Below are 22,704 nucleotides of genomic sequence, written 5' to 3'. Positions count from 1 at the left end.
AAGGACAACCAGAATGCAAAGCAGCAGCCTATTGCCGCGCCTGAAGACGTGTCTCCTGAGCACCGTCATCGTCATCGCCCTCTCCACCACATCGCTCGCCCAGGAGGGGTATGGCGAACTTCCGCCGCCGGCGGTTGGCGTTTTGGAGATGAAGGCGCATGACGTACCCGTGGTCAACGAGCTTCCGGGCCGTGTCGCGGCGACACGGGTGTCGGAAGTCAGGGCGCGGGTTTCCGGCATCCTTCAGGAGCGTGTATTCGAGCAGGGTGCGGCTGTCAAAGCTGGGGACGTGCTGTACAGGATCGACCCGCGCCTGTTCCGGGTCAGGGTAGCGAGCGCTGAAGCCGCGCTCCAACGCGCGAAGGCCGTTCAGGCGAACGCCCGCCAGCAACTAGAGCGACAACGCGCGCTTAGGGAGAAAAGCCTTGGCACAGGTATCGACCTAGATACGGCCTCGGTCAATCTCGCCCAAGCCGACGCGGACGTCGCAGCAGCCGAAGCCGGACTTGAAGAAGCCAAGATCAACCTTGATTACACCGAAGTGCGTGCACCGATTTCGGGTATCATCGGTGGAGCGCTCGTAACGGAAGGCGCGCTGGTGACGGCCGAAGGATCGTCCAGTCTCGCCCTCATTCAGCAGGTGGATCCTGTCTACGCCGACTTCACGCAATCCGCCCAGGCACTGCTGGACCTCAAAAGGGCAGTCGCTGAAGGCAGGCTTGCGAGCACCGCTCCCGGTCAGGCTAACGTCAAGCTGATCCTGGACAACGGAGCAACCTATGAACAGCCTGGGAAGCTCCTGTTCGCCAACGCCAGCGTGGATTCCAATACCGGTCAGGTGACATTGCGCGCGGAGTTTCCAAACCCGCAGCGGGACCTGCTGCCCGGCATGTATGTGCGGGTGCGGATCGAGCAGGCCCTACGCCAGAACGCATTCACTATCCCCCAGCGAGCGGTGATCCGGGACGAGAGCGGCAACGCGATTGTCTACGTCGTGGGCGCCGAGAACAAGGCGGAAGCCCGTCAGGTGAAGCTCGGACAGTCCCTCGGGTCCGAGTGGGTCGTTGAAGATGGTCTCAAGCAAGGAGAGACCGTCATCGTCGATGGAGCGCAGAAGGTCCAGCCTGATGCGGCCGTCGCACCGGAACCGTGGCAGCCGGCTGGCGCTGGCGAAAGTGGCGGTAGCAATCAGACCCAGCAGACGCAGGCCGGGGAGTAGTACCGATGGCAAAGCTATTCATCAACCGGCCCATCCTCGCATGGGTGTTCGCCCTCTTCATCTCCATTGCCGGCATCCTCGCCATTCCCTTTCTACCGATTGCGCAGTACCCCAAGGTTGCACCTCCGCAGCTCACCATCTCGACGGCCTATCCCGGCGCGTCTCCTCAGGAAATTTACCAGGGAGTGACGCGTCAGATCGAGGAGGAGCTAAATGGCGTCGAAGGACTGATGTACTTCGAATCCACGTCTGACAATTCCGGCGCTGCCAGTATCAACGCGACCTTTGCGGCGGGCACCAATATCGACCAGGCATCTGTCGATGTGCAGAACGCCATCCGGCGCGTCGAGGCACGCCTGCCTTCGGCGGTGCGAACTCAAGGTGTCACGGTCGAGGAAGCAAGTTCCGGCTTCCTGATGATCGTGTCGCTGACCTCGAGCGACGGCAGCCGCGATGATGTTGCGCTCGGCGACTATATCAACCGCAACATCATCGGCGAGCTACGGCGTCTCGACGGTGTCGGCCGTGTCCAGCTCTTTGCTGCGCAGCGTGCGCTGCGAGTATGGATCGATCCCGACAAAATGGTCGGCCTGAACATCACGGCGGACGATATCAACTCGGCAATTACAGCACAGAATGCGCAGGTCGCGGCCGGGCAGATTGGCGCACAGCCGAATCCTGTAACCCAGGACCTGACCGCCACAGTCATTGTCCAAGGTCAGCTCAACACGCCCGAGCAGTTCAGCGATATAATCCTGAGAGCCAATCCTGACGGTTCGAAGGTCCGGCTGAAGGACGTCGCGCGCGTCGAGCAGGGAGCGGAATCCTATAACTTCACAAGCCGACTGAACGGCCAGCCATCGGCAGCTCTGGCAGTTCAGCTTTCCTCGACTGGTAACGCCGTAGCGGTCTCCACCGCTGTCAAGGACAAGATGGAGCAGCTAAGCTCGTTCTTTCCGAAAGGAATCGAATACTCCGTCCCCTACGACACAAGCCCCTTTGTCTCCGCCTCAATCGAGAAGGTGATCCACACGCTGATCGAGGCGGTCGTTCTCGTCTTTGTGGTGATGTTCGTCTTCCTCCAGAACATCCGCTATACTCTTATTCCGACCATTGTCGTCCCGGTCGCGCTCCTCGGCACCTGCGCCGTTATGTACGCCACCGGGTTCTCCATCAACGTACTAACCATGTTTGCGATGGTGCTCGCTATCGGCATCCTCGTCGACGATGCAATCGTCGTCGTCGAGAACGTCGAGCGCATCATGGCGGAGGAAGGCCTGTCGCCCAAAGCGGCGACGAAGAAGGCGATGGGACAGATCACTGGTGCGATCCTCGGCATCACCCTGGTGCTGGCCTGCGTCTTTATCCCGATGGCCTTCTTCCCTGGGTCGACGGGCATCATCTACCGTCAGTTTTCCTTGACTATGGTTGTCTCAATCCTCTTCTCGGCGTTCCTTGCGCTATCGCTCACGCCCGCGCTCTGCGCGACCTTCCTGAAGCCCATTAAGCAGGGCCATCACGAGAAGAAGGGTCTTGGAGGTTGGTTCAATCGCAAGTTCGACCGCCTCACCTCTGGCTACTCCAGAACCGTCACGGGGATGGCACGCCGTGCAGGCCGTATGATGATCGTCTACCTCGCCCTGCTGGTCGGCCTTGGATACTTGTTTATCAACCTGCCCACAGCCTTCGTTCCCGATGAAGATCAGGGTTACTTGATCGTTGATATCCAGGGACCGCCGGAAGCAAGTGCCAACCGTACCGTCGAGTCGATCAAGCAGATCGAAGCCATCTTTGGAACGGAACCTGCAGTCGCCAACATCGTCGCGCTACAGGGCTTCAGCTTCTCCGGTAACGGGGCAAATGCGGGCCTTGCCTTCGTCACCCTGAAAGACTGGTCGGAACGCGGCGAAGGCAACTCGGTCCCGGAATTGGCCGAACGCGTCAACATGCAGCTCTTCGGCCTCAAGGACGCAACGACCTTCGCACTCTCGCCGCCTCCGATTGAAGGCTTCGGTACCACGGGCGGTTTCTCTTTCCGCCTGCAGGATCGCAGCGGCAAGGGACAGGCTGCGCTGAGCCAGGCCGCAGCCGAACTGATGGCCAAGGCGTCCCAGAGCCAGATCGTGACAGGTGTTCGCATCGAGGGCATGCCGGATGCAGCCCAAGTCCTGTTCGTCATCGATCGCGAGAAGGCGAACACGTTTGGTGTCAGCTTCTCGGACATCAACAATGCCATCACCGCGAACCTCGGCTCGTCCTACATCAACGATTATCCGAACATGGGCCGCATGCAGCGCGTCATCGTGCAGGCCGACGGTCGCGCCCGAATGCAGATTGAGGACGTGCTCAAGATCAACGTTCGAAACGCCAGCGGGGGCATGGTGCCCCTCTCTTCCTTCGCAATCGCGCAGTGGCAGAAAGGCGCTCCACAGATCGTGGGATATAACGGCTACCCCACGGTTCGCATCTCCGGGTCGCCTGTCCCCGGCGCGTCCTCCGGAGCGGCAATCGCAGAGATGGAGCGACTGGTATCCGAATTACCTACAGGATTCGGTTTCGAGTGGTCGGGCCAGTCTCTTGAGGAGATTGCATCGGGTAGCACCGCGCCTCTCCTCTTCGGACTGAGCATTCTGTTCGTCTTCCTGCTGCTTGCGGGCCTCTATGAGAGTTGGTCGATTCCCCTGTCGGTCATGCTCGTCGTCCCGCTTGGTGTGATCGGATCAGTTGGCGCAGTGATGATGGCTGGTATGGCAAACGACCTTTACTTCAAGGTGGGGCTTATCGCGATCATCGGGCTCTCGGCCAAAAACGCGATCCTTATCATCGAATTTGCCAAGGACGGTTACGCCGAAGGCAAGTCATTACTTGATGCTGGAATTGAAGCCGCGAGGTTGAGGTTCAGGCCCATTATCATGACTTCGCTCGCTTTCACCCTCGGTGTCGTGCCGCTGGCGATTGCGACGGGCCCAAGTGCTGCAAGCCAGAACGCAATCGGTACTGGTGTTCTCGGCGGCATGATCTCGGCCACAATCCTCGCGGTCTTCTTCGTCCCCGCATTCTTCGTGTTCGTGCTCGGCCTGCTGCGAACGAAACGACCGGTGGAGGACGAGGAAGCGGAACCGCTCAAGTCCGCAGTTTGACGATATCGTGGTTCGGCTGCGGAGCCGCCGGACCACGATATCATGAGTAGGAACGAACAAGGAGCGATCTACTCCCAAGACAAAATGCACCTAGCAAAGTTGACTCTTGCACGTAGGACCCTTGGCGGCTCTGTTGCAAAAATTTCGAGTTGCGAGGAAGAAGCCCTCCTTCGCCTCGGTCAAGCAACCTTTGCGTGGAGATTCAGCTCGAGCAGTGTCATAACTTCGGTGAGCGCGCTGGGCCGAATACCGAAGGCTCGTTTGACGCTGCGGGCTTAGACGCGGAGGTTGCCGGTCAGGTTGAAAATCGCATCCTGTCCCTTGCGCAAAGCCCGCATCACTTCAAATCCCTTGATAGTCGTATCCGCATTTTTCAAAGATTTGAATCCTCTCAGCGATTTGATGAGCTGTTTCAGTTCGTCGTGATCGGCTTCAACGACATTATTCAGGTATTTGACCTCACCGATGCACAAGCTCGTCTGGACACTTGCCTTCGGCTTTTGATTGATCGCGATCCTGTAGGTTGGCGCCTTGTCAGTAAAATAGAGCGCGTCAACGAAACCGATTAGGCCGCTCTGATAATAAAAGAACGTCGTGTAGACAAAGCCTGTCACCATCAAGAGGAAAACGAGGAAGTTCAGCGATGCGCGGGCCACATCCTTGTAATGGTGACAACCGAGCCTCTTCAGAATGACGGCAAAGAGCGGACTTTCGCCGAGAGCCTAAAGCCGCATCGCTCTCAGGGACGCGAAATTGAACAGGGCGTTCGGAAACAGTAATGTCGCGAAAAAAGCAAGCTTGATCCAGGTCATCGGCTTCCTAAGAAACACACTGAGTAAGCCCGTCGCAAACGCCCGTACAAGCAAATCGGCGGTTATCCAGACTGCATCCTGTAGTCAATGATCAGGTACGACGGACCACCGCGTAAACGGGCCAACTATGAAGAATGAAATGATGCTGACATCGATGACGGCCAACATGGCTTGCCAACTTAGCGCCCAGACGTCGCGCCCATCGCTCGATGCGCCGCAACTTCAATTGCAAAATTTCGAGGCGGACGGGACCTATCTCTTAGTTCGTGTCTCAAATGTTATTCGAATTGGATCGGCGCGAGCCCCAGTTTGGTCAACATCACGGCGGTTACACTTCTCGAAAACGGTAGGCCAAGCGTGGAATAACAAGATGGAGCGAATTCCGTTCTTATGCATTTCCCTTACCGAAAGATGTCCAACCTGTGGCAATCTTTGTCAAACTCGTAATGGACTCAAAGAGGATATTTGAAAATCGATTTGAGCAGTGCGCATGAGGGGGCAAGTTCAAACGCATGAAATCGTTCATCATCAACCCGCCCGTATTTTACGGATCAGTCATCATCATCGCCCTGTTCGTGGCAGTTGGGATCGTACTCCCCGGCCAAGCAGAGGCTCTTTTCAGCGCCATTCAAGGCTCGATACTTGGTACCTTCGGATGGTTCTATTTGCTTTCCGTTGGTATATTTCTCGCCGCGATGCTACTCCTGTGTTTTGGTAGGTTTGGCAATCTCAAACTGGGACCGGACGATTCTGTTCCCGAGTTCAGATTCTTGTCATGGATTGCGATGCTGTTTGCCGCAGGCATGGGTATTGGACTGATGTTCTACGCCGTCGGCGAGCCCATGACGCACTACATGGCACCACCGACCGCCGAACCGAAAACCGTGGCAGCGATGCGCGAAGCTATGACGGTGACCTTCTTTCACTGGGGCATTCATGCCTGGGCCATTTATGCCGTCGTTGGCCTGTCTCTCGCCTATTTCGGTTATCGCTACAATCTTCCACTCACAGTTCGCTCTGGCCTCTACCCACTGCTCAAGAACAAGATCAACGGTCCGATTGGACACGCGGTCGATATTTTTGCCATCGTCGGCACGATGTTCGGTATTGCGACGTCGCTTGGACTTGGCGTCGCGCAGATCAACGCAGGTCTCAATCACCTGCTAGGCCTTCCAATCAGTACGACTGTCCAGCTCGTTCTGATCGTACTCGTCACTGCGATGGCAACCGTCTCCGTGGTCACAGGCCTGGACAAGGGTGTGCGCATCCTGTCGGAGACAAACCTTGTCGTCGCGGTCCTTCTGATGCTTTTTGTCCTCGCCACGGGACCGACGACGCAACTTTTTCGGGATTTCGTGCAGAACCTCGGTTTGTATTTCGACACGATTGTCTTGAGGACGTTCAACATCTACGCCTATGAGCCGACGCCCTGGATCGATTCATGGACGCTGTTCTATTGGGCCTGGTGGATATCCTGGTCACCGTTCGTCGGCATGTTTATTGCACGCATCTCACGCGGCAGAACGGTTCGCGAATTTATCGCCGCCGTGCTATTCATCCCGGCAGGCTTCACCTTCTTCTGGATGACGGTGTTCGGAAATACTGCAATGTTCATCGACACGGGTGCGGCGTCGGGCGCATTAGGTGCCGCGATCTCAGATGACGTATCGGTGGGTCTTTTCCGCTTCTTCGAGTATCTGCCTCTTTCCGGCATTACCTCAACACTGGCTGTTTTGCTGGTTTCCATCTTCTTCATCACGTCGGCTGACTCCGGTGCGCTTGTCGTAGATTCAATTGCGGCCGGCGGAGAAACCGAAACAACCACCGGACAGCGCGTTTTCTGGTGCTCCATGGAGGGCGTTGTTGCAGCCTGCCTGCTCATGGCAGGTGGACTGAGTGCACTTCAATCCGCGACCGTTGCCAGTGCTCTGCCGTTCACTTTTGTGATGTTGGCTCTTGTCGTTTCTCTTTATCTCGGGATGCGACAAGATCTTGCGCAGTTGGAGGTTCACAGCGCCCGCAATGCCGTACCGGCAGAGCCAGCGTCAGGACAAACATGGCAGCGGCGCCTTGCACTGATGCTTACAACGATTACAGAAAAGGAAGTTGTTCGTTTCATCGATGAGAAGGTGGCGCCCGCCTTGGACAAGGTGGCGGCAGAGCTGCAATCAAGAGGGCGTCCGACGGAGGTGGAGCGTGAAGCTTCCGGCCTTGTTACGCTTCGATGCCCCGCCTCGGACGTTCGTGACTTCATCTACGGTGTTTCGGTGCAGAAACATCGCGTCGCGAGCTTCACAACGATCCGGGCAGGAAAAGCGGAATATCGCTATGAAGCACGCACGTTCTTCTCGAGCGGCAATAGCGGCTACGATCTGATGGGTATGACGCAAGATCAGATCATCAGCGACGTCCTCATTCAGTTTGAACGTTACCTGCATCTTGTGCATTCGCCGGAATTCCAGCTTGTGCACGGGGCTCCGGAGCACACTGCCTAAGGGTTCAGCCTTACGATAATCATCACCCACGCGGCGCTACGTCCGCGTGGGTGATCACCTGCTTGGAGCTTTGCTGAAATGAAATCAAAGTGGCGATGGTGGCTTGGACGTTTGGTTCGGCGAATGTGGTTCAGGGCCACTCTATTTTCTATTGCGGGCGTTTTGACCGCGCTGCTTGCGGTCGCACTTTCCCCATACATTTCCGAGGAGTTGCCAACGAAAATTGGTGCCGATGCGGTTGATAAAATACTCGGTATCATCGCTTCGAGCATGTTGACGGTCACGACTTTTTCCCTGAGCACGATGGTATCGGCTTATTCCGCCGCAACCTCAAACGTAACGCCGAGAGCCACAACGCTGGTTATGGAAGACAGCACGACACAGAACGTGCTGGCGACCTTTGTAGGCTCATTCCTCTTCAGTCTGGTTGGTATCATTGCGCTTACAACGGGAGCCTATGGGGACAAGGGACGCGTCATCCTGTTTGTCGTGACCCTCGGCGTCATCGTTCTCATCATCGTCACCTTGCTGCGATGGATTGACCATCTTTCTCGATTGGGCCGCGTCACGGAAACGACGGAACGCGTTGAGAGAGCGACAGTCGAAGCGCTAAGGGCATGGATCGAGACGCCGCATCTTGGCGGTAACAGATTAGGCGAACACGACACGAGAATGCGCGAGCCCAATATTCCGATCTATCAGAAAAACGTAGGATATGTTCAGCATGTCGACGCCGGGGTTCTCTCTGCAATAGCGGAGGAATTTGACGTAGAGATTGCCGTTGTCGCAATCGCTGGCAAGTTGGTTGCGCCCAAAACGCCACTGGCATGGATTACGGAGACGGTTCCCGAAGAGGCTCGCGAGAAGCTTGCGGCAGCCTTTACGGTTGGAGATGTGAGGTCGTTCGATCAGGATCCTCGCTTCGGTGCAGCGGTGTTGTCGGAGATCGCCTCCAGAGCCTTGTCGCCAGCCGTCAACGATCCAGGAACTGCGATAGATGTCATCTCCAGAGCCGCACGTGTACTGGCAGTGCTGGATGGAAAATCGGAAACAACGGACGTAAAATATCCAAAGCTGTTCGTTGCGCCTGTAACGGTCGGAGATCTATTCGACGACCTGTTCCTCCCGATTGCCCGAGATGGTGCCGCCCTCGTTGAGGTTTCATTGCGGCTACAGAAAACATTCGCAATACTTGCGCCGTTCAACAACCCCGAATTTAAGAATGCGGCGCTCGAGCATTCTGCTGTCGCTCTTAAGCGATGCGAAGCCTCCGCCATGATCGAAGATGACATAGCGAAGGTTCGTAAAGTCGCAGACCTCATCCGGGAAGCGAATTGATGCCTGGTTGCCACATTGCCTGCGTCATGCGGTTGCGGATGTTCAGTTGGAAGTCACAAGCTACCGCACCTTTTGCTCACGTCCCGCGAACCAGTTGGCAAGCAGCGCTCCAGAAATGTTGTGCCAGACGCTAAAGATCGCGCTGGGCAAAGCAGCAAGCGGAGAGAAGTAGGCGTTGATACGAAGAGAATTGAACATTGGAAAGCCTTACGCGAACAACAAAAAGACGGCGTTTCAATTCGTGATTAAATTGGTCGATTGAATTAATATGAATTTTGCGTATCTTTCAATTACTTAGCGAAAACCTTACGTAGGTTTACGGTTCTGATCCTATCAAGGCGAGACGAGGATGCTCGGCCCAGATGCAACATGTTCTGAGTGTCCGAGCCGAGCATCTCATTCGATCTTACGCAGCTTCCCAAACCTGATTGAGGATCTTGGCGGCCAGTGCGGCCTTGTCTTGCGGAAGGAAGCGGCCGTAGTGCTGCTGCACGACATCGGGCGTATCTTGAATGGCATAGCTAGCCTGCTCGTAGGATCCGGTCTGCTTCAGAATATGCGTTGCGAGAATGTCCCGCAGGTTATGCGGTCCATGCGGCAGGAGGCCCTTGATCGCACCCCGTCCGGTATAGGGATTATAGATGCCGTAACGTTGGATGACAGTCCGCCAAGCCTCGTAGAATGTGGTCGAATTGTAAGCAGCATCAATACTGGTCGTCTTCACCGTCTTGACGAAAAGCGTTTGGGGATCTTTCGCACCGCCAAGCAGAACTCCACGATGCCTGTCGATGTAAGCATCAAGGTATTTGTAGAGATCGAGAAGGTCGGGCAAAATCAACCGGAACGGCTTCTGTCCGAAGAAGGATGAACCGGAGTTTTTGAATGCGACCGACGGGATAAGGACCTCCCACCCCTGGTCGCGATCACTCCAGCGCAGCTCACCGCATTTTAGATCCTCCAGCCGGCGTTCTGACGTCGGATAGTGTCCACGGGGGCAGACACGAAGTTGGCGAAGGTTCTTTTGCCTGAGCCCAAGGTGCAGGCCCAGGCGAAGTAATAGGAATGATCTAACGGCTTCGGCGGCCGGTCGTGGATATCTGTTCTCATCCGGCATACGTTTCACAATCTCGTCTGTGATCTTGCGATATTCCGCCAACGGGCTGTCCGCTTCGAGTACACACATGATCGGTTCAAATGGATCGCGATGCACGCGCATCACGCGCTGGATCTCCTTGGAACGGTTAGCGGCATGTCGGTGAAAGGCATCGCAGGCGCCATGCCAATCGCGAGCCGCGAAATCGATTTCTTCCTGCTCAATCAAGCCCGCAATGGGCCTGACATTCCGAAGCAGCTCCGGATGCTGCCGGATCCAACCGACTTCCGCGCGAGATAGGGCTTGGGCGACCATCAGCATGTCTTCTTCCCACTTGGTGTAGAAGCCACGTCGCTGTTCCCGCCACTGCAGATACCAGTCCCAAACGCCGGGGAAAACGAGAAGGCCGAAGCTTAACTGGCTGACTGGCACGCCGAAACCCTTCACGAGACCGTTTGGCGAGGCAGCAAGCGCACCAAACATCAAACCGAGGTGCTCAATCTTCTGGGAGGCCGTTTCTTCACCCCAGACGCCGTTCCGTTGGAACCCAATCGCCGTCAGCGTCGAAGTCTTGAAGCGGATGAGATCAGCCATTTCCATGGCAAGTCTCGGCGGTGCGTCGATAACGCCAGAAAGCAGATCAGGATCATCAAGTTCTACGGCAACGTTCTGATTGGCGCCGGCCGCCGAGGCCAACGATCGAGAGGAAAGAAAGCTGCTGCCATAGGTGACGCTGGGAAAGCGGATGGCATATCGCTGCTTGCTGGCCGCCGCCTGATAGCGGCGATATTCTGTAGAGCCGGAAATGATCACCCGGCGCACCCAATCGAGGATCTCCTCGCGCTTGGTGAAGGGCAGGCTGTTGAAGTCCTCCGGCAAGTGCAATGAAATCCGTCGACGCTCGGCTGGGCTGATATCACCGAGATCGTGACCATAAAGTGAGCGCGCCTGATGCGGCAGTTTCTCTTTGAAATATCCCTCTGAGAGTCGATAGCGTCTCTCGATGCGGCGGAGGATATTGAAACTGGCAATAGATCGAGGCACACGCTCCCCCTTGATCCAGGATAGCAGCGTCTTATTGTCGAAGGTCTCATTCAGATGAACAACGGCGCGGTAAAGCTGCCAATAGGTGTCGCCGAACCGACGCATATGATAGACCAGTGCATCCTGAAAGTTCGCCGGGTCCTCGGTCGCGTCGAACAGTGGTTGGGAAAGGGCTGATCGGTTTTGGAGTCGGCCCACGTGGCAACGATTCATACGGGGCAACAATGCCATCGGCCGTCGCACGTTGAGGCTTTCTGGTTGAAGGGGCGCAGGTTGCGTTTCTGGCGGACGCCATTTTCTTCGGGCGAGCCGTCCGCTTTGGTGGCCGTTGTTCTTCGACTGCTGGCGGTCCGTCTAGCCACCGGATGATTGCATCCAAGCCCGGCCGGAGCTGTTTTTTCAGTTCTACTGTCAGCTCAGCTTCGACACCACAGGCTTGGCCTATCGCCGTCCAGTCGAATTGGCCACTCCGAAGCGGTGGCCGTTTCCGATAGATAATTAAGCTGATCAGGTAGGGCCGTATATTTTCGAACACCCGCCTGGATGCGACTGGAGCGATACGAAGCTCGCAGAATTCCGAAATTTTTCGCTGAAAATGTCGGGATGAAAGGTCGTGTTTGGTCATGCCTATTCCTTTTTGCTCGGCACCAGTGCCGAGGGCGAGCGGAAATAGGGGGCGCCCATTAACAAAATATGTTTAGGGCAAGTGGTTAGATGTCGATCGCTGCCTCTTGAATCGAGAGCTGCAGATTTCGGTGCTGAGCGATAGAAGGGCTTGCCATAGCTCATTCATGGCAAATATTCATGAGTTATAGAGAGGGGTTCTATAACTCATGACATGGAACTGGCAAAACACTGACTGGCCAAACTTCAAATACGACACCGCAAGCCTGGTACCGTTGGAGCAGAAATTCCTGCAGTCCGCCGGCGAGGTTATAGGTGCTGTTAGACATTTCAACGATGACGACAGCAACCAACTTCGCATTGAGTTGCTGAGCGACGAAGCGGTCAAGACCTCAGAGATTGAGGGGGAATTTCTGGACCGCGTGAGTGTCCAGTCATCACTCCGCTGGCAGTTCGGGCTAAACACTGATGATAGACAGATCCGCCCCCAAGAGCGGGGGATCGCCGAGATGATGGCGGATGTCTATAGAAGCTGGCATAGGCCGTTGGGCCATGAGGGACTGTTCCGTTGGCATTCAATGCTGATGGCCGGAAACCGATATATTGAAACGGTTGGTGCTTACCGCACGCATGAAGACGCCATGCAGATCGTATCAGGTCGATTGGACAAACCTACCATCCATTTCGAGGCGCCCCCATCTCGCCAGGTTGCCGCTGAGATGGAAACCTTCATCACATGGTTCAATCAATCCGGGCCAGATGATCAAACGTCGCTTCAAGCTCTGACGCGCGCCGCAGTAGGACACCTTTACTTTGAAAGCATACATCCATTTGAGGATGGCAACGGCCGAATTGGACGCGCGCTTGCCGAGAAGTCCCTGGCGCAAAACATAGGGCAGCCAAGTCTCATTTCACTCGCTTTCACAATCGAGAAGCGCCGGAAGGCCTATTACTCAGAGCTTGAGCGACACCAGCGCACGCTTGATATCACCGACTGGGTCATTTTCTTTTCAGAAACTATTCTGGATGCTCAACAGGCGACGCTTGAGCGCGTAGATTTCTTCATCCAGAAAGCAAAGTTCTATGATCGTTTTCGGGACAAGCTGAACGAGCGGCAAGAAAAGGTAGTCGCGCGCATCTTCAAGGAAGGCACGGCTGGTTTCAAGGGAGGTCTAAGTGCTGAAAACTATATCTCGATCACAGATACATCCCGCGCTACAGCAACACGCGACCTTCAGCAACTCGTGGAGATCGGTGCACTGACGCGTACGGGTGAACGTCGGCATACTCGGTACTCACTGTCCTTGCAGAAATAATTCACTACCACTCCAATGAACACCACCGAAGTCATTATCTAGGTGAACGGCTGTTCGAGTCCCTTCAAGAGCTTAGACCGTGATTGGAGGCGCAATTCACAGTGTCCAGTTCTGCTTCGTGGCAAGAGTGGTCTTGACGATAAGGGCGGGTTTTAGCCGCCTCCGCAGATTCCGTCTTGCTGTGAGGGCTCGCAATGCAACAAGCGTCGTGACGGGACCCAAGGCAAAGTTTCGAAGGAACTCTATGTGTGTTGCACGCTTTACCGGTGGCATCATCAAAGGAGTCACCAGATGGCATTCATCGAAGCAAAAGATGGCACGAAATTGCACGTCAAGGATATGGGCGAGGGTCGCCCGGTCATCCTTATCCACGGCTGGCCGCTGACCGGCGATATGTTTGAATATCAGACAGTGGCTCTTTTGGAAGCAGGCTTCCGGGTCATCACATATGACCGTCGTGGTTTTGGCCAGTCTGGACATCCAGCAAGTGGCTACAACTATGATACCTTCGCGGACGATCTGGCAGCAGTCATTGATGGCCTTGAACTCCAGAGTGTCTCGCTTGTCGGATTTTCTATGGGCGGCGGCGAGATTGCTCGTTATCTTTCACGCCATGGCGCATCGAAGGTATCGAAAGCAGTTCTCGTCGCGTCGGTTGCCGGCTATCTTCTCAAGGACGAGAGCAACCCTGATGGTGTTGATGTCAGCGTCTTCGAAGGCATGAAGAAGGATATTCGCAAGGATCGTTTCGACTTCCTGCAAAGCTTTGCCAAGGCATTCTACGGCGTAGGCTTCGTGACCAGCCCGGTTAGCCAAGGTGTGCTGGATTGGTCATTTGTTCTCGGTGTCATGGCAAGCCCGAAGGCTACAATCGATTGCGTTGACGCATTCGGCAAGACGGACTTCCGGCCTGATTTCGCGGCGTTTACAGTTCCAACGCTTGTCATCCACGGCACGGGCGACAAGACGGTGCCAATCGATCCGACAGGCCGAGCGGCTGCGAACGGTATCGCGGGAGCAAAGCTCATCGAGTATGACGGAGAACCTCACGGCCTGTTTGCGACCGTACCTGATCGCCTGAACCAGGACCTGATTGAGTTTCTTGCCTGATTTGAAGGGTGGGCGCATCCCAGCATGCGCCCACTGTCTCAATAATCAGACCTCATTTCAAAATATGTCAGCGCGGAAATCTCGCCAGTCCTTTGGCCAGTATAGGCCCGGTCGGACGACCGGTTGGCGATCCACCCGCCTGTTCGAGCGTGATCTCGTATAGCTGGTTGTCACGCGGGCTAGGCAATGCGGGCCCATCAAGACGAGCGGAGCGAACGCCCTCCAACAATCCTAACGAAACTGGCCCCATTTCCCGGGACGGAAGCGTCCAGACCTCTATCGCTTTATCGTTTGGCACAGCAAAGTCAGCCAGCATACGTATCGTCGCTTTCTCATTTCCAAAGTCCTCGACAACAGCCTGAACCTCTCCGGCCTCATTGATCAAAACGGCGACAACAAGCGGCTCCGCTGTGCGAGTGAGGCTGTATCCAAGACCGATCGCAAGTAACAACGCAGCGGCAATCGATGAAAGCGCCGCGATCTTCCAGCCTTTGCTGCTGTTGTCATTCGCAACCGTGGAAACAGGCGTATCGTTTGTCCCACGCTGCGCAGGCAGCGCCGATTCAATGCGATGCCACAGAGCCTCGTTGACGGTTGCCGGTGTAACAGCGGTGTCCAGCGGCAGAAAACGCTCGCGGCTTGCGGCAATCGCGGCCTTCAGTTCGGGATCGCGCTCCATGGCTTCCTCGATTTCCGCGGCAGTGGCGCTCTCGGTCAATCCCAGCACATATTCATCGGCGAGGTTCGCTATGTCCTTGCGGTCATATGTCATGCCATGCACTCCCGAAGCGTCAGAAGCCCGCGCCTGATCCAGGATTTTGCGGTCCCAAGCGGAATGCGCAGTCTTCCGGCGATCTCTCCGTGAGAATATCCTCCAACATAGGCCATCAGAATCCCGTGCCGCTTCGTCTCATCGAGCGATCCAAGGCATTCGTGTAGCCGGGATTGTCGATCCAGCCGGTGCCACGCCGCCATAATCGCGTCTGCCTGCTCGGCTTCCTGAAGGGTTTCGACCTCTTCGACCGAATGTTCACGCCTGCCATCCCGCAGGAGATTGAGCGCTCTGTTCCGGACGATCGCATAAATCCATGCACGCGCGGAACCACGGTCGGCACTGTATTGATGAGCGTGGGTCCATATTCGGATGAAGGCTTCCTGCACCACCTCTTCGGCGAGTTCGCGGCGCCTGACGATACGTTGCGCCACAGCGACCAGCCGCCCGGCCTCCTGATCGAAAATGCGTCGCAGTGCCAATCGGTCACCCTTGGCGCAGGCGGCAAGCGCCTTATCCAGATCATCCGGCCCAGAGCCCATCAATATCCTTACCTTCCCGTGAAGCCACGCTGAAGAGCGTCATCTTTCAGTGACTATACCCAACCAGCCATCGAATGGATGCAGTCTCAAAATTATTTTTATGGCGTGCATCCAAACGCATCCTCTGCGGTGTCTTTAATAAAGAAGGGTCAAGAGCCGAGTGCCTGATGCCTTCTTGAATGTTGAACGCACGGGAGAAAGACATGAAGACCATTCGTTTCGCACTGATCGCCTCCGCTGCCTTTGCCGCCACGGCATCGACAGCCTTTTCGGCACCCGTTCTCGGGCTGACGGGCGACAAGACACTCGTCATGTTCGATACCGAAAAGCCCGCGGTGACAAAGACCATGGAAGTAACCGGCGTCGACAAGCTCGTCGGCATCGACTACCGCCCCGGCAACAAGACGGTAATCGGTGTTACCCCGGATCATCGCATCGTCACCATCAATCTCGAAAGCGGTGCAGCCACCGATCTCGCGAAAATGGACAAGATGCTGACGATGACCGAGGCTCCAGTCGTCGTCGACTTCAACCCGATGGCAGACCGTCTTCGTTTCATGACTGGCACCACCAACCACCGCGTCCATCCCGATACCGGTGCAGTCACGGTAGATGGCGTGCTGGCCTTCGAAGATGGTGACATGCACAAGGGCGAAACCCCGAACATTGTCGCTGCCGCCTATACCAACTCCATCGGCAAGCCGGAAAAGACCGCGATGTACAACATCGACGCGACCATCGGTGCTCTGATCCAGCAGACCAAGCCGAATGACGGAACTCTGAAGGCAATCGGCAAGCTTGGGCTCAAAGACAAGCCAGCCACCTATGCCTTCGACATTCAGGGCATGGAAGGCGGCAAGAACACTGCCTATCTCGCGGCAAACAAGATGCTGTACACCGTCAATCTCGAAACGGGTGCCGCGACGGAAGTCGGTGCGATCACCGGGGTGGAGAATGAAGTTCGCGACATCGCTGTTCTTCCGGCCATGTGAAACAGGAATACGGACGGAGGCATGTAGCAGCAATTTGCCGCCGTCCGCGTTTCCGTTTTGGAGGCCGAACGTTTGCAAGAGCGATCCAGATGTCTGATTATCATTGCTTTTCCCGCGGCAAAGGCGCTTGCCTTGCGTGTACGAAACCGAGAGTCTCAACGCGGCCGATGAAGCGTCCCTGATCGAGCCGTACAGCTGCAAGTCTTGATGCCAAGTGCTTTAGCTTCCAGCGAAACTTCGGCCATTGAGAGGATTTCAAGATATACGCCCCGGATGCGGAGAATAGAAAGTCTAATCTCCGCACGTCGCTTCAATTAGTGATGCTAGCTGGTGCCATGGGACAAAGAGGCTGATCGATCCTATGCACGTCGCACCAAGGAACTGTTTTGGTGAGACAATTTCTCAACCGGGGAGATCGATTTGCAGGCGCGCTGTTTTATATCTCTTCAGGGCGGATAAATTTACAAGTCTCCATGCAGTCAGGCCCCCGCAACCAACCAAAATCCCCACACCAATACAAAAAGCCTTCCCCACAAGGCCTCATCGAAGCCTCTCATAAACCAGAGGCTCAAGCCCTATTGACCTTGCCCAAAACCTTATTCAGTTCCGGCTTCGCTCCGCAGCTTCCGGTCGTTGTCTTTACGCCCGTAGCGGAGGACTAGGGGTGCGCGAAACAGCCGTGCCCGACGTCAGCCCGCAATACCTTCCACCCTCATGCGCCCAACAAACTCAGACCCTCAAACACAAAACCCGCAACATAAGCCGCAACAAGAAATAGCAACCGTGAAGCAAGAAAAAACAGAAAAACCAGCACGCAACACGATCCAAAACGCATCGCAGTGCCAAACACAGCATCAGACCCTAAACCCTCGCCCACGACGAAAGCTCGAAACTGCAGTCTCACCAAACATAAAGACCAGCCGCATGTTCAATTGCTGGAAGACTAGCTAGGTCTTAAGCACCAGCCGTAATTCGGATTTCCATGATTGTGCGTAGAGTTGCATGAGGTCTGGATCATAATCGCTCTCGACCCTAACCGAAGCTTCGGGTGAGATGCCCCCTGCCAATAGGCTTGCACCTTGGCTCGTGCCTGTTGAACCGGACACGGCGTAGACGGGTCTGCTCGTAAAGGCCCCAAGCGCCTTGAGATACACCGGATTAGCTGAAAATGGCCCTTCTACCACAATCGGACCTTTCGCCCCGATCAGATCGAGACAGGTCTGCGTCATCAAGGCGAGGTAAAGACAAGCTGCTGACCATTTCTCTTGCAAAGAAGCATCTTGCGAATGCAGCCAACGCGCGCGCTCCTGTGGATAGGGGCCCGAGCCCGGCACAAGATTAGGCATCAGCATAATACCTTGACGAAGCACCTTGGAAACAGCTTGCTCGGCGGCCAGAGGATCAAATGGCCCCAGTTCACCCACCAGAAGTTCAAATTCTCGCCCACCCATGAAGCGCGAGGAGGGGACGGCGCGCCCATAGGCATCGACATTTGCAAGAGTATCGCGTGCGGGATCGAGATGTTCTAGGTCACCGTCGACAGCGAAGTGGATAGCCCAGGTACCCGTTGAAACGACGGAAAAAGGAGCTTTTCGACTCATGAGATGCGGCAAGAGCGATGCATTGGAATCGTGGATGCCGCAATACACGGGCACTGAATTTTGCAGTCCTAGATTACTTGCAAGCTCAGGCTTTACAGGACCGAGAACATCGAAGGCTGACCGAACAGGTGCCAGCTTATCACCAAGCTCAAGTTCATCCACGAGGGATGAAAAGGATTGTTCAGCCGGTCGCCATAGATCCGTATGGCATCCGAAGGACGTAACCTCGTTTGCCGCGACGCCCGTTAAGCGAAACGCCCAGTATTGTGCATAGGTGAGCAGGCTCGCCACCTTCTCGAATTCGTTCGGGAACTGGCTCTTCAAGAAATGGATTTGCGCGCCGAGATTGAGGCCGCATGGTAGAGCAGGGGAGAGCGTTTCCGCAAAAGCTGGTCTCATATCCGCGTAGGCTGCCCGAATAGCCTCGGGATACTCGAATTCGTAATCCAAGACCGGAAGGGCCAGGTGACCTGTAATGTCCAGCAGCGCACAGGCAGCGCCGTGCGTGGTGATGGAAATGGCATCAAAGCCTGGGTCGGCGTAGAGGTCGCGCAAGGCATCGCAAAAAAAGGCCCAAAGTCTATCGATATCATAATGCGGGTATGGGGAGGCGTGCAAAACCTTGTTCGGCTGGCGCCGAACCTCCAATTCTACGCCGGACGAACTATCCAGGACCAGCACTTTTGCGTTGGTTTTGCCAATATCGATGATGGCAATGCGCTTATACTGTTGTTTCATGCGAGATGAAATACCGGAATAAGGTCTGTTAGGACTGGCGAGTTGTCTGGGTTGGTTTCCATAATATCGGCCATATGCGCCCACCAGCGCTTCATGACAGGATGATCAGGCAGCCTTGCCATGCCGTGATCTTTCGATCGGGTCAGAATCCCAAACAGAATGCTGGTTTCTGGATCGAGATGGATGGAATAATCGCTGACACCGGCCTCATGCAGCAGCTTCACCAGATCCGGCCAGATCTCGTCATGCCGCTTCTTGTATTCGGCCTGCATGCCGGGGTTCAGCTTCATCTTGAATGCATATTTCTCGAGTGTCATGATTTGGAAGCCTGTTTGATGCGCCGCGCCAGAATGGGTAGCGCGATGGTCACGATGAGAAGCAGGCCGACAAAGATCGACATGACGATGCCGGGTACATTCAAAAGCCCTAACCCGAAAGTAACAAGGCCCATGACGAAGGCGGCGATGAGAACGCCCGCGATAGTGCCTGCGCCGCCCAGAATGGATACGCCGCCCAGCACGACCATGGTGACGATTTCCAACTCCCAGCCTTGTGCAATGGATGGGCGCGTGGAGCCGAGACGCGAGGTAAGGCATACAGCGGCGATGCCGCTCATCAAGCCAGTCAGGAGAAAGAGAATGAACTTCACCCGCTCTACCGGCACACCAGAGAACCGCGCAGCGAAGTCATTATTGCCGATGACATAGACCTGCCGACCAAAATTTGTAGCGTGTAAAATCACACCAAACATGGCCGCGCAAAGCAGGAAGAGACCGAATTCAAAGGAGAAAACCCAAAACAGATAGCCTTGTCCGAAATAGGCAAAACTTTCGGGGTAGGAGCCAAAGGCCTTGTCGCCCAGCACGATATAGGAAATCCCGCGAAACAGGCTCATTGTGCCGATGGTGACGACGATAGAGGGCAGCTTCAACATCGACACCAAAATGCCATTGAAGGCTCCGCAGAGAACGCCAACACCGATGCCGATGGTCACAAGCCCCGGCGTTCCGACACCGGCTTGAGCTGCAGCCCCCATCGCCGTTGAGGCCAATGCGATGATGGCCGCCACAGAGAGGTCAATCTCACCGGCAATGATCAATAAAGCCATGGCAAAAGCGATTATGGCTTTTTCTGTAAAGTTGAAGGTCGCGTCAGACAGGTTCCAGGCATCAAGGAAGTAGGGCGAGGCCAGCGAATTGGCGATGAAGATCAGCACCGCCACGCCGAACAACAATACTTCCCAACTGGCTAAGACGCGACTGACAGGCGTTCCAAGGCGATCTGGGATGATGCGACGGGGGGAGTTGGCGTTCATATCAATCATGCAGACACCTCAGTCGTGGCCCGGTTGCGCAGGATGATGCGGCCCTTCTTTGCTTCCGCACGAGCATTGAAGACGACAGCCAGAATGATGACGATCCCGGAGATTGCCATCTGCGCGAAGGGCGAAATGCCAATTACCGGCAACGCATTTTTGATAATCCCCAGGAAGAGCGAGCCAAGAACAGCGCCAGCCACGGAGCCTATACCGCCCGCAATGGAGATGCCGCCGATGACACAAGCTGCAACGCTGTCTAGTTCAAAACCATTGGCGATATCGACATAGGCTACCGCATAGCGCGATACCCAGAGATAGCTGCATAGCCCCGCCATAGCTCCGGAGAGGACGAAGGCGAAAAAGCGGGTGCGTCCAATATCGATCCCAGCATAAACGGCGGCGACCGGATTGCCGCCAGACGCGTAAGCGGAACGGCCAAATGGAGTGCGGGTCAAAAGAAAACCCATGGCAAGCACGACCACGATGGCAACCCAAGACAGGATAGGAAGGCCGAGGATTGGTGTGCGAGGCACGTTGAGGAAGGTCGGCGTCATCTGGTGGGCATTGACCCACGCACCTCCGGAGAGGACAAAGGCCATTCCGCGATAAATCGTCAACGTGCCAAGCGTCACGACAATCGGTGGTATCTGAAGTATCCAAACAAGAAAGCCGTTGATGCAGCCGAGTAATGCTCCGATCCCAATTGCCATGACAACGAGCAGAGCCAGCGGTATATCCGGATAGGCGGCATTGGTCATGCCTACTGCCATGCCGGTGAACGCTAGATTGGCGGCGACAGACAGATCGATCGATTTGGTCAGGATAACCGTCATCTGGGCAAGCGCCAGAATAATGAGGATGGACGTATCGTTGAAGATGTTCACCAAGTTGCCGATTTCAGCAAAACCCGGTGCTCGCGTCGCGAAAAATGCGATCATGAGGACGATAATGCCGGAGAGAAGCAATTCGCGGCTTTTAAGTAGTTTCTTCATGAAGCACACTCACGCATTGCCAGTGGCGGCGCGAACCAGCACTTCCGCTGTGGCCTCCGACCGGTCATAAAGCCCCGCCATCAAACCTTCGCGCATCACCATGATCCGGTCTGACATACCGAGAATTTCCGGCAGTTCGGATGAGACCATGATGATAGACAGGCCTTGGGAGGCAAGTTCGGATATGAAGCCATGCACGGCAGCCTTGGAGCCGATATCGATGCCCTTGGTTGGTTCATCCAGAATGATTACCTTGGGCTGCGTTGCCAGCCATTTGCCGATGACGACCTTCTGCTGATTGCCGCCGGACAGTGTTCCAACGGGAACGGAGAGGGCGGCTGCACGAAGATCCAGGCGCTCTGCATACTGCCGCGCCAATTTCAATTCATTGGCCGCTTTCAGGAAACCGGACCGAGAGGTCTTGGCTAGGGAGGGAAGCGACATGTTCTGGTAGATTGGCATAGGCAAGGCCAGACCATGGCGACCACGCTCTTCCGGCACATAGACAATGCCAGCCTTGATCGCATCTTGCGGCGATCGGATGTTAACCTCTCTACCTTCAAGGTTGAGGCTGCCGGATGACGGACGGGTAATACCAAAAAGCGATTGGCAAAGCTCGGAACGACCAGCACCGATCAGGCCGTAAACGCCCAGAATTTCCCCTCGCTTCAGCTCGAACGAAATATCTTTGAACTCCGTGGGGTGGCTATAACCGCAAACTGACAAAACCATAGGGCCAATCTGGGCTTCCATCTTCGGGAAGACATCATGCACATCGCGGCCAACCATGAGGCGCACGATCTCAGCTTGCGGCGTTTGCTTCAAACGGCCGTGACCAACCGCTTTTCCGTCTCGAAACACCGCAAAATTCTCTGCAATTTCGTAAAGTTCATCAAACTTGTGGCTGATGAACAAGATCGCTTTGCCCTGCCTTTTTAGCCCTTCCACGATACGGAAGAGATCGTCGATCTCCTTGCGGGAGAGTGCGGCTGTGGGTTCATCCATAATGACAATGCGTGCTTCGACCGATAGAGCCCGGGCGATCGCCACGAGATGCCGCTGGGCAATGGACAGGTCCTTCAATCGGATCGTTGGGTCGATATCGCTTTCCAGCTGACGCAGCAATTCGCGCGAACGCGCATGAATGGTGCGCCAGTCTATGGTGCCGATCCTCGTGCGCGGCGCATGGCCGAGGAAGATGTTTTCTCCCACCGTAAGTTCGTCGAACAGGACAGTTTCCTGATGAATGGCAGTGACCCCGGCATCGATGGCGGCCTGCGCGCTGGGGAACTGTACTGGCTGTCCATCCAGAAGAATTTCACCTTCGGTCGGGCGGTAAATGCCAGTCAGAATCTTAACGAGCGTGGATTTTCCCGCACCGTTCTCACCGATCAGTGCGGTGACCTGCCCCGGATAAAGCGCAATCGAGACTTGATCCAGTGCCTTCACGCCCGGGAAAATCTGGCTGATGCCGCGCATCTCCAAAATGGGAGCCTGAGAGGCCAAAGGGGTCGTCATCATCATGGGTGCGACAGCATTCATTGTTGATTACATCCAA

General features: G+C 55.5%; 16 protein-coding genes and 2 pseudogenes. 7 read left to right on the top strand and 11 right to left on the bottom strand.

The genetic code is table 11. The features are described from left to right. Window positions 1–13 precede the first annotated feature (13 nt). Window positions 14–1,219: an efflux RND transporter periplasmic adaptor subunit gene (locus AC0JZ1_RS17190; protein WP_471883668.1), complete on the top strand. Its 1,206-nt coding sequence runs from the start codon at window positions 14–16 to the stop codon at window positions 1,217–1,219. Between the two features lie 5 nt (window positions 1,220–1,224). After that, the gene (locus tag AC0JZ1_RS17185) at window positions 1,225–4,359 is read left to right on the top strand and encodes a multidrug efflux RND transporter permease subunit (protein WP_471883667.1); all 3,135 of its coding nucleotides are present in this window, start codon (window positions 1,225–1,227) and stop codon (window positions 4,357–4,359) included. A gap of 275 nt (window positions 4,360–4,634) precedes the next feature. Here the strand turns inward: AC0JZ1_RS17185 and AC0JZ1_RS17180 are convergent, their stop codons facing one another. Continuing rightward, complete coding sequence (locus AC0JZ1_RS17180) at window positions 4,635–4,976, bottom strand: DDE-type integrase/transposase/recombinase (protein WP_471883720.1); 342 nt, start codon at window positions 4,974–4,976, stop codon at window positions 4,635–4,637. Between the two features lie 707 nt (window positions 4,977–5,683). Between AC0JZ1_RS17180 and AC0JZ1_RS17175 the strand changes: the two genes are divergently transcribed. Both AC0JZ1_RS17175 and AC0JZ1_RS17170 read left to right on the top strand, forming a co-directional pair. Next, entirely contained in the window at window positions 5,684–7,666 is a 1,983-nt protein-coding gene (locus AC0JZ1_RS17175) for a BCCT family transporter (protein ID WP_471883666.1), read from the top strand. A 78-nt stretch (window positions 7,667–7,744) separates the two neighbouring features. Next, on the top strand, window positions 7,745–9,004 hold the full coding sequence (locus tag AC0JZ1_RS17170; RefSeq protein WP_471883665.1) for a DUF2254 domain-containing protein: 1,260 nt from the start codon (window positions 7,745–7,747) through the stop codon (window positions 9,002–9,004). A 60-nt stretch (window positions 9,005–9,064) separates the two neighbouring features. On the opposite strand, the pseudogene AC0JZ1_RS17165 reads toward AC0JZ1_RS17170, so the two are convergent. Together AC0JZ1_RS17165 and AC0JZ1_RS17160 are read right to left on the bottom strand one after the other, a co-directional pair. After that, window positions 9,065–9,178: pseudogene (locus tag AC0JZ1_RS17165) on the bottom strand (bile acid:sodium symporter family protein); the annotation flags it as partial. Between the two features lie 232 nt (window positions 9,179–9,410). Then, window positions 9,411–11,766, bottom strand: a pseudogene (locus tag AC0JZ1_RS17160) (hypothetical protein). A 208-nt stretch (window positions 11,767–11,974) separates the two neighbouring features. Here AC0JZ1_RS17160 and AC0JZ1_RS17155 point away from each other — a divergent pair. Both AC0JZ1_RS17155 and AC0JZ1_RS17150 read left to right on the top strand, forming a co-directional pair. Continuing rightward, on the top strand, window positions 11,975–13,081 hold the full coding sequence (locus AC0JZ1_RS17155) for a Fic family protein (RefSeq protein WP_471883664.1): 1,107 nt from the start codon (window positions 11,975–11,977) through the stop codon (window positions 13,079–13,081). 291 nt (window positions 13,082–13,372) lie between these two features. Then, entirely contained in the window at window positions 13,373–14,191 is an 819-nt protein-coding gene (locus AC0JZ1_RS17150) for an alpha/beta fold hydrolase (RefSeq protein ID WP_471883663.1), read from the top strand. 67 nt (window positions 14,192–14,258) lie between these two features. Here AC0JZ1_RS17150 and AC0JZ1_RS17145 read toward each other — a convergent pair whose 3' ends face one another. Together AC0JZ1_RS17145 and AC0JZ1_RS17140 are read right to left on the bottom strand one after the other, a co-directional pair. After that, the gene (locus AC0JZ1_RS17145; RefSeq protein ID WP_471883662.1) at window positions 14,259–14,963 is read right to left on the bottom strand and encodes an anti-sigma factor; all 705 of its coding nucleotides are present in this window, start codon (window positions 14,961–14,963) and stop codon (window positions 14,259–14,261) included. After that, window positions 14,960–15,505 (bottom strand): sigma-70 family RNA polymerase sigma factor, encoded by a 546-nt coding sequence (locus AC0JZ1_RS17140; protein WP_471883661.1) that lies wholly within the window; start codon window positions 15,503–15,505, stop codon window positions 14,960–14,962. The genes AC0JZ1_RS17145 and AC0JZ1_RS17140 overlap by 4 nt, the downstream gene beginning before the upstream one ends. Before the next feature lie 203 nt (window positions 15,506–15,708). Between AC0JZ1_RS17140 and AC0JZ1_RS17135 the strand changes: the two genes are divergently transcribed. Continuing rightward, window positions 15,709–16,497 carry a DUF4394 domain-containing protein gene (locus AC0JZ1_RS17135; protein WP_471883660.1) on the top strand — a complete coding sequence of 263 codons (789 nt, stop codon included), beginning with the start codon at window positions 15,709–15,711 and terminating at the stop codon, window positions 16,495–16,497. 100 nt (window positions 16,498–16,597) lie between these two features. On the opposite strand, the gene AC0JZ1_RS17130 is transcribed toward AC0JZ1_RS17135, so the two are convergent. The 6 genes from AC0JZ1_RS17130 to AC0JZ1_RS17105 all read right to left on the bottom strand — a co-directional run bounded on the left by AC0JZ1_RS17130 (window position 16,598) and on the right by AC0JZ1_RS17105 (window position 22,688). Beyond that, complete coding sequence (locus AC0JZ1_RS17130) at window positions 16,598–16,801, bottom strand: DUF4172 domain-containing protein (protein ID WP_471883659.1); 204 nt, start codon at window positions 16,799–16,801, stop codon at window positions 16,598–16,600. A 643-nt stretch (window positions 16,802–17,444) separates the two neighbouring features. After that, window positions 17,445–18,836: an FGGY-family carbohydrate kinase gene (locus AC0JZ1_RS17125; protein ID WP_471883658.1), complete on the bottom strand. Its 1,392-nt coding sequence runs from the start codon at window positions 18,834–18,836 to the stop codon at window positions 17,445–17,447. Beyond that, window positions 18,833–19,153: an L-rhamnose mutarotase gene (gene rhaM, locus AC0JZ1_RS17120; protein WP_471883657.1), complete on the bottom strand. Its 321-nt coding sequence runs from the start codon at window positions 19,151–19,153 to the stop codon at window positions 18,833–18,835. The genes AC0JZ1_RS17125 and rhaM overlap by 4 nt, the downstream gene beginning before the upstream one ends. Further along, a complete protein-coding gene (locus tag AC0JZ1_RS17115; RefSeq protein WP_471883719.1) occupies window positions 19,150–20,151 on the bottom strand; it encodes an ABC transporter permease in 1,002 nt (333 codons plus the stop codon). Before AC0JZ1_RS17115 ends, rhaM begins: the two co-directional genes overlap by 4 nt. Window positions 20,152–20,156: 5 nt before the next feature. Beyond that, window positions 20,157–21,146: an ABC transporter permease gene (locus AC0JZ1_RS17110; protein ID WP_471883656.1), complete on the bottom strand. Its 990-nt coding sequence runs from the start codon at window positions 21,144–21,146 to the stop codon at window positions 20,157–20,159. Between the two features lie 9 nt (window positions 21,147–21,155). Then, window positions 21,156–22,688: a sugar ABC transporter ATP-binding protein gene (locus AC0JZ1_RS17105; RefSeq protein ID WP_471883655.1), complete on the bottom strand. Its 1,533-nt coding sequence runs from the start codon at window positions 22,686–22,688 to the stop codon at window positions 21,156–21,158. Window positions 22,689–22,704: the final 16 nt, after the last annotated feature.

It is taken from the genome of Affinirhizobium capsici (genome assembly GCF_977018625.1).
The sequence above is the reverse complement of the archived record's forward strand: the minus strand, read 5'-3'. Positions and strand labels throughout refer to the sequence as shown.